9 protein-coding genes are annotated in these 10,654 nt (G+C 75.6%); 6 read left to right on the forward strand and 3 right to left on the reverse strand.

Features of this window, described 5'->3' with window-relative positions; genetic code table 11:
• Positions 1-17: 17 nt before the first annotated feature.
• Positions 18-305, reverse strand: coding sequence for an Lrp/AsnC family transcriptional regulator (locus FHL80_RS16845; protein ID WP_138734532.1), 288 nt, complete (start codon positions 303-305; stop codon positions 18-20).
• Positions 302-2,251, reverse strand: coding sequence for a DEDD exonuclease domain-containing protein (locus FHL80_RS16850; protein WP_138734533.1), 1,950 nt, complete (start codon positions 2,249-2,251; stop codon positions 302-304). The genes FHL80_RS16845 and FHL80_RS16850 overlap by 4 nt, the downstream gene beginning before the upstream one ends.
• A 949-nt stretch (positions 2,252-3,200) precedes the next feature.
• Here FHL80_RS16850 and FHL80_RS16860 point away from each other — a divergent pair.
• The 3 genes from FHL80_RS16860 (at position 3,201) to FHL80_RS16870 (ending at position 6,808) form a co-directional block, all read left to right on the forward strand.
• On the forward strand, positions 3,201-4,286 hold the full coding sequence (locus FHL80_RS16860) for a C40 family peptidase (protein ID WP_138734535.1): 1,086 nt from the start codon (positions 3,201-3,203) through the stop codon (positions 4,284-4,286).
• 105 nt (positions 4,287-4,391) lie between these two features.
• Positions 4,392-5,690, forward strand: coding sequence for a M48 family metallopeptidase (locus FHL80_RS16865; RefSeq protein ID WP_138734536.1), 1,299 nt, complete (start codon positions 4,392-4,394; stop codon positions 5,688-5,690).
• Positions 5,687-6,808, forward strand: a complete 1,122-nt coding sequence (locus FHL80_RS16870; RefSeq protein ID WP_138734537.1) for a glycosyltransferase family 4 protein — start codon at positions 5,687-5,689, stop codon at positions 6,806-6,808. Before FHL80_RS16865 ends, FHL80_RS16870 begins: the two co-directional genes overlap by 4 nt.
• 10 nt (positions 6,809-6,818) lie before the next feature.
• Here FHL80_RS16870 and FHL80_RS16875 read toward each other — a convergent pair whose 3' ends face one another.
• Positions 6,819-8,612: an AMP-dependent synthetase/ligase gene (locus FHL80_RS16875; protein WP_138734538.1), complete on the reverse strand. Its 1,794-nt coding sequence runs from the start codon at positions 8,610-8,612 to the stop codon at positions 6,819-6,821.
• Positions 8,613-8,787: 175 nt separating this feature from the next.
• Here FHL80_RS16875 and FHL80_RS16880 point away from each other — a divergent pair, with 175 nt between their 5' ends.
• The 3 genes from FHL80_RS16880 to FHL80_RS16890 all read left to right on the forward strand — a co-directional run.
• The gene (locus tag FHL80_RS16880; protein ID WP_138734539.1) at positions 8,788-9,219 is read left to right on the forward strand and encodes an SRPBCC family protein; all 432 of its coding nucleotides are present in this window, start codon (positions 8,788-8,790) and stop codon (positions 9,217-9,219) included.
• Between the two features lie 5 nt (positions 9,220-9,224).
• Positions 9,225-10,370, forward strand: coding sequence for an ArsA family ATPase (locus FHL80_RS16885; RefSeq protein WP_138734540.1), 1,146 nt, complete (start codon positions 9,225-9,227; stop codon positions 10,368-10,370).
• The coding region (locus FHL80_RS16890; RefSeq protein ID WP_216870806.1) for a hypothetical protein at positions 10,367-10,654 on the forward strand (288 nt) is incomplete at its 3' end. The genes FHL80_RS16885 and FHL80_RS16890, both read left to right, overlap by 4 nt.

Here is a 10,654-nt window from a genome sequence, read left to right on the forward strand (position 1 = left end):
GGCAGCGGGGTCCTTCTTCAGTCGGCGTGCTCGAAGCCGATCGAGAAGGCCGCTTCGAGGTCGTGCCGCGAGTACGCCCGGAAGGCGACGTGGGTGGCGGTGTCCAGGACACCGGGCACCTTGTTGATCTGGCCGGCGACCACGGTGGCGATGTCGTCGAACTCGTGCACCCGGACGAGGGCGACCAGGTCGACGTCCCCGGCGACCGAGTAGACCTCGCTGACCCCGGAGAGGGCCGCGACGGCCTCGGCGACCTCGCCGATCGAGTCGGTGGCGGCATCGATCATCACGATGGCGGTGATCACGCCGGGGATGCTAGCCCGGTGGCCACCCGGCCGCGCCGCGCCGCGGCCCGCCCGCTCCCGCGGCCCCCGCCGGCCCGCGCGGCCCGCTGCCCGGGGGTGACCCGGTCCGGCTGGGCCCGGGTGCTCAGCGACCGGTTGTCGGCGAAGGGGTCGCGCTCGGCCCGGCCGGCGTCGACCCGGGCCAGGAAGTCGCTGTACTGCCCGGTGCCCGGGGTGCGACTGGCCAGGGTGCCGGTGACGTCGACGAGCCGGGTGCCCGGCTTCTCCATCCACCGCAGCACCAGCTCGGTCTCGTCGACCGAGGCCGCGAGCTCGCCGTCCGGGCCGACCGGGGTCTCGGCGGTGGCCCGGAGGTCGGCCAGGTGGCCCCGGACGGAGCGGCCGCGCTCGGCCACCCCGGCCGCGACCAGCCGCCCCCGGCGCACCACCGACAGCTGCCAGCCACCGCCACCGTCGGGCCGGGCGATCACGAACTCGGGGACCGTCGCCAGCGACTCCAGCCGCTGCCGTCGGCGCACCGCCCGCACCAGGACGGCGACCCGGTCGCGGAGCACTGCCGCGTCCTCGTACCGGCCCTCACCGGCCAGCCGCTCGACCCGGTCCAGAAGGGGGGCGACCAGGTCGTGGGGGTCGCAGGCGACGGCTGCGGCGAAGACCGCGGCGATCGGGGCGTAGTCCTCCCGGCTCTGCGCGCCGGTGCACGGCGCCCCGCAGCGGCCCATCCCCGCCAGCGCGCAGGCGGTGCCCAGCACGGTCAGCGACAGCCGTGTCGTGCACTGCCGCAGCGGCAGGGACTCGTGGACGGCGGCGACCGCGGCGTCGGCGGCCCGCCGGTCGGGGAACGGGCCGAGGAACACCCCGGCGCCGGGCCGGACGCGCCGGACGACCGACAGCCGCGGGAAGACCTCGTCGGTCAGCCGGATCCACAGGGCGCGCTCGGGGAACCGCGACCGGCGGTTGTAGCGGGGCTTGTGCTCGGCGATGAGCCGCAGCTCCCGGACCGCGGCCTCCAGGTCGTGGGCGCAGGGCAGTGCCTCGATCCGCTCGGCCAGCGCGATCATCTCGGTCATCCGGCTGCGCTGCTCCCCGGCGGAGAAGTAGCTGCGGACCCGCGTGCGCAGGTCGTTGGACGTGCCGACGTAGAGCGGTTCGTCGCGCGGCCCGCGGAAGAGGTAGACACCCGGTCCGGAGGGGACGTGCTCGGCCAGGTGCCGCTTGCGCCGCCGCTGCGGGTCGACCTGGCGGGTCAGCCCGGTCAGCTCCTCCAGCGAGGTGACGCCCAGCGGGCCGAGCCGCTCGAACAGCCCGTGCAGCACGTCGACGGTGGCCCGGGCGTCGTCCAGGGCGCGGTGGCAGGGCTGGGTCGAGGTCGAGAAGAAGGGCGCGAGGGTACCGAGCTTGCAGTTGGGGACCTCGTCGCGGGTGAGCAGCCGGCGGGCCAGGACGGCGGTGTCGACCGAGGCGGACATGGGCCAGGGCGTGCCCGTCTCCTCGCACGCGGCGCGCAGGAAGCCGAGGTCGAAGGGAGCGTTGTGGGCGACGAGCACGGTGCCCCGGGCGAACTCCAGGAAGGCCGGCAGGACCGAGTCGATGCGCGGAGCGGCGGCCACCATCATCGAGGTGATGCCGGTCAGCACGCTGATGTAGGGCGGGATCTCCCGGCCCGGGTCCACCAGGGTCTGGAACTCGCCCAGCACCTGCCCGCCGCGGACCTTCACCGCGCCGATCTCGGTGATGGCGCTGTCCTTGGGTGAACCGCCGGTGGTCTCGAGGTCGACCACGACGAAGGTGACCTCGGCCAGCGGTGTCCCGATGTCGTCGATCGTCGCCTGGAGGTAGCGCGGCCGTTCCGGTGGCGGTGCGGGGAGTGCCACCTGCCGCCAGGCCGGCGGGGCCCCCTCGGTGGCGGCCGGCGGGAACGGCGGTGGAACGGGGTGGGACGGCACGCAGCGGACGCTAGGTCGGGGGTCCGACAGTCCCCGGGAGGCCACGCCGGTCCACCGTCGTCGCCCGGCGTGGCGAGCGCACCGTCCCGGGGGCGTGCCGCACCGGGCCGGTGCCGACGCCGCGGGCCGGTCGGGCAGAACTGTCGGGGGGTCCTCCTAACGTCCGCGGTGTCGGACGTGGACACAGAGAAGGAGAGCCGCCGTGCTCATCGACTGCGACACCTGCACCGTCCGGGGTCAGGGCTGCGACGACTGCGTCGTCACCGTCCTGCTGGGGGCGCCACCCGGCTGGCGGGGGAGCGACCCCACCGTCGTGCCGCTGAGCCGGCGGAGCGCCCTGGGCCCCGCTCCCGTGAGCCGCCCGGCCGTCGCGGCGGCCGCTCTGGACGCGGAGTCGCCCGTCGCGCACGGTGGCGGCAGGCCTGCATCGGGTGACGCGCCCGGTGGTGCGACGGCCGGGTGTGACGTCGCTCGCATTGACACCACCGCAGACGACCCGTGGAGCGTCATCGAGCTCGACGAGGTCGAGCGTCGTGCGGTCCAGGCTTTGGCAGACTTCGGCCTGGTCCCGCCGTTGCGTCATCAGGATGCGTCCACGCCCGGCGGCCGTCACGTGAGCTGACAAATCCCACGCCTGCGATTTGGCAGCTCTGACCCGTACTCCGAGGTTTGACAGGGCTTCATCTCGATCCGGTCACGGCCGTAGGTTCGTCGTGTCTGAGAGGGACCTAGTCACCACAGAGGGTGACCCCGACCGGACACCGCCGACCCACCAGGACCCCTCGGGACCGGGTGGACCGGGAGCCCACCCCAGTGCCGAGGTGAGTTCTCACCAGCTCGGGGAACGGGGCTCCGCGCCGGCGACGGCGCGCACCGACCAGGCGTACTCCGCCCGGACCCGTCCGCTGACCTGGTAGGCGGTCCGAGTGGAAACGGAGTGCCGCTGCCCGTGGCGAGTCCTCAGTCCGGTGTCCTGCCCGCGCTGCGTGGGTTCGCCTCGGCGCCCGCCGGCCCCCGCCGTGCCCGCGGCCTCGGGCGGCTCGTCACCGGGCTCCTGCTGACTGTGGCCGCGAGCGGGACGTTGACCGCACTGCCGGGCAGCGCCTCAGCCGCACCGGCCGTCTCCCACGCCGCGACCGCGGACGAGGCCACCGCGCTCGTCGCCGACGCCAACCGCGACCTCGAGGCCGTCACCGAGCAGATCAACGAGGCGCAGGACACCCTGCGCCAGCAGCAGGCCGCCGCCGACGCCGCCGCGCAGGCCGTCCTCGACGCCCAGGCCCAGCTGGCCGCGCTCGACGCCCAGATGCGTCAGGTCGCCCGGAGCGCCTTCACCGGCGAGAACCTCTCCCGCTTCAACGCACTCATGACCAGCGGCTCGGCGGAGGAGTTCCTCTCCCAGGTCACCACGCTGGACGCGATCGCCGGCCACACCAGTGACGTGCTCACCCAGGTGGGCGCGGCGGCCCAGGCCGCCCAGCAGGCCAAGGCCGACGCCGACGCGGCGGCCGCCGCGGCCCGGCAGACCCTCGACGACGTCACCGCGAAGAAGGCGGACCTGACGTCCGAGGCCGCCGACTACCAGGCGCAGTACGACGCGCTGAGCGTCGTGCAGCAGCGGGCGGTCGTCGCCGAGACCGCCGGCCCGGTGCTCGAGCCGCCCGCCGCGGTCGTCGCGTCCAGCGACGCGGCCCAGGTCGCCGTCGACACCGCGATGGCCCAGCTGGGCGATCCCTACGTCTGGGCCGCGGCCGGTCCCGACGCCTTCGACTGCTCGGGCCTGACCCAGTACGCCTACGCGGCGGCCGGGGTGAGCCTGCCGCACTCCAGCGCCCGCCAGTCGACGATGGGCACCGCCGTGTCCCGGGCCGGCCTGCAGCCCGGTGACCTGGTCTTCTTCTACAGCCCGGTCAGCCATGTGGGCATGTACATCGGCAACGGCCAGATGGTGCACGCCTCGACCTCCGGCCAGCCGGTGATCGTCTCGACCGTGGACATGAAGGGCTACGTGGGCGCCCGCCGTCTCGTCGGCTGAGGCGGGCAGCACGCGCGCAGGGCCGCTGCCCGGGCCCCCGCCCGGCACAGGGCGCCTGCCTAAGCTCGCCGTCGTGCACGCGCAGACCCCCTCGAGCCGGCCCGCGTGAGCACCGCGCAGCTGCCGGTCCCCGCCGGGCACGGCACGCGCCGGCTGGCGCTGGCGGTGGCCGTCGTGCTCGGCCTGGCGCTCGCGGTGGTCATCGCCGTCGTCACCCCGTGGGACCTGCTGCCCGCCCCGGCGGGTGGCCGCACGCCGGTGGATCCGTCGGCGGCCTTCACCCCGGCACAGATCGCCCGCGCCGAGGACTTCGCCGCCGCGCTGCGCCCCGCGTCGCTGGCGTCGCTGGTGCTGGGGCTCGCCGTCTCGGCCGTCTTCGGCCTGACCCGCGCCGGGGCGGCCACCGCACGCGCGGTCGCCCGCCCGCTGGGCGGTGGCTGGGGGTGGCAGGTGCTGCTGGGCACCCTCGCCATCCTGGTGGTCGGTCGGCTGGTCACCCTGCCCCTGGCCGCGTACGGGGAGATGGTCCGGCACCGCTACGGCCTGTCCACCCGGAGTTGGGGGCTGTGGGCCCGCGACGTCGCCACCTCCACCGCCATCGACGCCGGCCTGACCGCGGTGGGCCTGCTGGTGCTGGTCGCGCTGGCCCGGCGCGCGCCCCGCAGCTGGTGGGCGTGGGCCGGCGGGGCGGCGGCGGCGCTGGTCGTGGTCGGCTCCTTCCTCTACCCGCTGCTCATCGAGCCGGCGTTCAACCGGTTCGACCCGATGCCCGCGTCGCCGCTGCGCACCGAGCTGTTCGCCCTCGCCGACCGCAGCGGCACCCCGGTGCAGGACGTGCTGGTGGCCGACGCGAGCCGGCGCACCACGGCGCTCAACGCCTACGTCTCCGGGTTCGGCTCCACCCGGCGGATCGTCGTCTACGACACGGTGCTCGACCAGCTCTCCGACGCCGAGATCGAGTCGATCGTCGGTCACGAGCTCGGCCACGTGGCCACCGACGACGTCCTCACCGGCACGCTGATCGGCGCGCTGGGTGCCGGCGCCGGCGTCGCGCTGCTGGGCTGGCTGCTCGGCGCTCCACCGCTGCTGCGCCGGGCGGGCGCCACCGGACCCGGCGACGGCCAGGTGGTCGGCCTGCTGCTCCTGCTGGTGGCGGTGGGCACGCTCGTGTCCACGCCGCTGCAGAACCTGGTGTCCCGGCACGTCGAGGCGCGGGCCGACCTGCACGCCCTCGACCTCACCGACGACCCGGCGTCCTTCGTCGCGGTGCAGGAGGCGCTCGGCGTGGCGAACCTGAACGACCCCGACCCGCCGGCGGTCTGGCAGTGGGTGTTCGGCTCGCACCCCACCGTCGCCCAGCGGGTCGCCTTCGCCGGCGACTGGGTGAAGGAGCACGGCGGGTGAGCCGCACGCTCGTCGTCACCAACGACTTCCCGCCCCGGCAGGGTGGCATCCAGACCTTCGTGGCCGCCCTGCTGGCGACCCGGCCGCCGGAGTCGCTGGTCGTGCTCGCCTCGGACCACCCGGGGGCGGCCGAGCACGACGCCGCCCTGCCCTACGAGGTGGTCCGCGCCCCGACCGGGATGCTGCTGCCCACCCGCGCGGCCGCCCGCACCGCCGCCCGGCTGGTCCGCGAGCACGGCTGCCGGACCGTCTTCTTCGGCGCCGCGGCACCCCTTGGGGCGCTCGCGCCCGGCCTGCGCCGTGCCGGGGTGGACCGACTGGTGGGGGCCACCCATGGGCACGAGACCGGCTGGGTCGCCCTCCCTGGCGGGCGGCAGGCGCTGCAGCGCATCGCCGGTGGGCTCGACGTGCTGACCTACATCAGCCAGTACACGCACAGCCGCCTCGCGCCGGCCCTGGCCGACCGGACCGAGCTGGTCCAGCTCTCCCCGGGCGTGGACGTCGACCGGTTCACCCCGGCGGCCGACGGCGGCCCGGTGCGGGAGCGCCACGGCCTCGGGGACGCGCCGGTCGTCGTCTGCGTCTCCCGGCTGGTGCCGCGCAAGGGGCAGGACACGCTGGTCCGCGGCTGGTCGCAGGTCCTCGCCCGGCACCCGCGGGCCCGGCTGCTGCTGGTCGGCGGCGGCCCGTCCGAGGCCTTCCTGCGGAAGGCGGTCCAGGCCCGGGGGCTCGGCGGCTCCGTCGTCCTCACCGGTGGCGTGGCCCCCGAGCGGCTGCCCGAGCACTACGCGGCCGGGGACGTGTTCGCCATGCCCTGCCGGACCCGGCGGGCGGGGCTGGACGTCGAGGGCCTCGGCATGGTGTTCCTCGAGGCGGCCGCCTGCGGGCTGCCGGTGGTCGCCGGCACCTCCGGCGGCGCCCCGGAGACCGTCGTGGAGGGCGTCACCGGGCACGTCGTCGACCCGCGGTCGCCGTCCGCCGTCGCGACCGTGCTGGCCGACCTGCTCGACGACCCGGCCCGCGCCCGCGCGATGGGCGCCGCGGGCCGCAGCTGGGTCGAGCAGCGCTGGTCCTGGACGACGATCGCCGGGACCTTCGCGCAGCTGCTGGAGCCCTGACGGGCCGCTGCTACCGCTGGTAGAGGGCCTCCACCTCGTCGCCGTACTCCTTCATCACCACACCGCGCTTGAGCTTGAGGCTCGGGGTCAGCGTGCCGTTCTCCTCGGTGAAGTCGACCCCGAGCACCCGGTACTTCCTGATCGCCTCGGCGTGGGAGACCGCCTTGTTGGCCTCGGCGACGGCGTTGTCCAGCTCGGCGCGCAGGTCCGCGTCGTCCCGCAGCTGCTCGGGGGTGAGCTGCTCGTCCTTGCCCCTGCTCCTCAGCCAGGCCGGCAGCGCCTCGACGTCGAGCGTCACCAGCGCGCCGATGAACGGCCGCTGGTCGCCGACGACGATGCACTGGCTGACCAGCTTGTGGGCGCGCAACCGGTCCTCCAGCACCGCGGGGGCGACGTTCTTGCCGCCGGCGGTCACCAGGATCTCCTTCTTGCGCCCGGTGATCCGCAGGAAGCCCTGGGCGTCGAGCTCACCGATGTCGCCGGTGTGGAACCACCGGTCGGCGTCGATCGCCTCGCGGGTGGCCGCCTCGTTCCGCCAGTAGCCGCGCATCACGACGCCGCCGCGGAGCAGCACCTCGCCGTCGTCGGCGATGGCGGCGTCCACGCCGGGCAGCGGCCGCCCGACGGTGCCGATCCGGAGGGCCGCGTCGTGGTTGACCGCGGCGGCGGCGGTGGTCTCGGTCAGGCCGTAGCCCTCGAAGACGGTGACCCCGATGCCGCGGAAGAAGTGGCCGAGCCGCTCACCCAGCGGCGCGCCACCGGAGATCGCGCCCTTGCAGCGGCCGCCGATGGCGGTCCGCAGCTTGCCGTAGACCAGCTTGTCGAACAGCGCGTGCTGGGCGCGCAGCAGCAGGCCCGGGCCGCCGGTGTCCTGGGCGCGGGACCAGTCGACGGCGACCTGCGCGGCCCGGTCGAAGACCTTCCCCTTGCCGCCCTCGTCGGCGCTGGCCTTGGCGCTGTTGTAGACCTTCTCGAACACCCGCGGCACGGCGAGCAGGAACGTGGGCTGGAACCGACCGAGGTCGCCGAGCAGGTCCTTCACGTCGGGGGTGTGCCCGAGCACGACCCGGTTCTGCAGGGCCCCGATCTCCAGCACGCGGGCGAGCACGTGCGCCAGCGGGATGAACAGCAGCAGCGAGGCGTCGGCGTTGAGGTGGTCGCGCAGCAGGCTGATGCCGTTGCGGATCTCGAACAGGAAGTTGGCGTGGGTGAGCTCGCAGCCCTTCGGCCGGCCCGTCGTCCCGCTGGTGTAGATCAGCGTCGCCAGGCTGGCCGAGGTCAGCGTCGCCCGCCGGGCGGTCAGCACGTCGTCGGGCACGTCGGCGCCGGTGGTGCTGAGGGTCTCCAGCGCGCCGTCCTCGATGACCCACACCGATCCCAGTTCCGGTGCCTCGTCGCGCACCGAGTCGACCGCGGCGGCGTGCTCGGCGGTCTCGACGACCAGCGCCCGGGCGCCGGAGTCGGACAGGATCCAGGCGATCTGGTCGGGGCTGGAGGTCTCGTACACCGGCACGACGACGGCGCCGGCGGTCCAGATGGCGAAGTCCAGGACGGTCCACTCGTACCGGGTCTTGGCCAGCAGGCCGACCCGGTCGCCCGGCTCCACGCCCGCGGCGACCAGCCCCTTGGCGACGCCGGACACCTGCCGGGCGAACTCGGCGTAGGTGACGTCCTCCCAGCGACCGTTGCGCTGGACGCGCAGCCCGACGGCGTCGGGGTGCTCGGCCGCGTTGAGCGCGACCATGTCCGTCAGGGCGTCGTCGGGCCCCACGGTGGCGGTGGGGGGAACGCTCAGCTCGCGCACGCCGGTCCTCTCTGCGCGCCCTGCCCGAGGCGCCGTCGCCTCCGGCCCGGACGGGGGTCGGTCCGCCAATCTAGCGCGCTCGGGCGACGGGGCAGCAGGCCAGCGCCCACCCGGGCGGGGCAGCCGCCCCACGCTCCGGCCGGGGCGGGGGTGGGCAGCGACTACCCTCCCGCCCATGGCCGACCAGTCCACCCAGTCGATCGTCATCGACGCGCCTGCGGCCGCGGTCATGGCCGTCATCGCCGACTTCCCCGCCTATCCCAGCTGGGTCTCGGCGGCCAAGCAGGTCGAGGTGCTCGAGCCAGGGCCCGACGGGCGGGCCCGCCGGGTGCACTTCGTGCTGGACGCCGGTGCGGTGAAGGACGACTACGTCCTGGACTACACCTGGGACGGCGACCGCCGGGTGGACTGGACGCTCGTCCGGGGCCAGATGCAGAAGAAGCAGGACGGCTCCTACGTCCTGGCCGAGTCCGCCGGTTCCACCACCGTCACCTACACGATCGCCATCGACCTGACGATCCCCATGCTCGGGCTCATCAAGCGCAAGGCGGAGAAGGTCATCCTCGACACCGCGCTCAAGGAGCTCAAGAAGCGCGTCGAGGTCTGAGCCGCGTGCAGATCCTCCTCGTCACCGGCCCCGGCGGCGCCGGCAGCTCGACGGTGGCGGCCGCCACCGCGCTGCGGCTGGTCGGCGCCGGCTCCCGCTGCGTGCTGCTCACCCCGCGCCCGCCGCGCGTCGACCTCGCCGACGCCGTGCGGGTGGACGTCGTCGGCGCCCAGCCCGCGCTCGAGCAGCTGTGGGCCCGGCACGCCGCAGCGCTGGCCGGCGCGGTGCCGATGGTGACCGTCCCCCCGGCGACGTCCGTCGTCCCGGTGCCCGGGGTGGTGGAGTTCGCGCTGCTGGCCGCGCTGGGGGGGCACGCCCGCAGCGGGGACGTCGACGTCGTCGTCCTGGACGCCGGTCCGGCGCCGGCCGCCACCGCCCTGCTCGCGCTGCCCGGTGCGCTGCGCTGGTGGCTCGGGCAGGCCGCGCCCACCCGGCTGCGGGTGCTCGCGACGCTCCGCGCGGCCGCGACGCCGGGTCGACCCGGGGTGGCCGCCGGACTTCTGGCCGGGGCGGCCGGCGTGGAGGAGCTGCTGGACGCCGCGCCGCTCACCGACCCGGCCGCGACGGCCGTCCACCTGGTGGTGCCGCCCACCGCGGACGCCGCGGACACCGTGCAGGACACGGCCACCGTGCTGGGCGTCCTCGGGCAGCGGATCGCCTCGGTCACCGTCTGCCGGGTGCTGCCGGCGGGGTCAGGGGGGTGGTGGGCGCAGCGGGCCGCCGTGCAGGCAGCGGCGCTGCGCCGGGTGTGTGAGCTCACCGGCCCGGTGCGCGAGGTCGCCGAGCAGGCCGTCGCGCCCGCGTCGGTCGCCGACCTGCAGCGGCTGGACGCCGCCGTCCCCGAGGCCGTCGTCCAGCCGACCGCCCCGGCCGCGCCGCGCCGGGCGGACGGCGGGTGGGTGCTCGACCTCCCGCTGCCCTTCGTCCGGCGCGGGCAGGTGGAGCTGACCCGCTGGGACGACGACCTGGTGGTGACCGCCGCCGGCGTGCGCCGCTCGTTGCCGCTGGACGCACTGCTGCGCCGCTGCACCGTCGCCGGGGGCTCGCTGACCGACCCCGGGACGGCCGCCGCGACGCTCCGGGTGCGGTTCACCCCCGACCCGGCCCAGTGGCCGGCCGGACTGCTCGACGCCCAGGGGAGCCGACGATGACGACACCAGGCCCGGACTGGGTCGAGCAGGCCCGCCGGTTCGCCGCCGGGCTGGCCGCGGAGCACGCGGGCGGCGCCGGCCTGTCCGACGTCCTCGGCGACCTGATCGGCGGGCGCAGCGCACCCGGCGACGCCACCGGGCGCGGCACCGAGTGCCGGTCCTGCCCGCTGTGCGCCGGGCTGGCCGCGCTGCGCGGACACCGGCCCGACCTGCTGGAGGCGCTGGCGGACGTGCTGACCAGCGCCGCCACGGCGCTGCGCAGCACCGCGCGCCCGACCCCGGAC

This window comes from Modestobacter excelsi, from assembly GCF_005930495.1.
Taxonomy (GTDB): Bacteria; Actinomycetota; Actinomycetes; order Mycobacteriales; family Geodermatophilaceae; genus Modestobacter; species Modestobacter excelsi.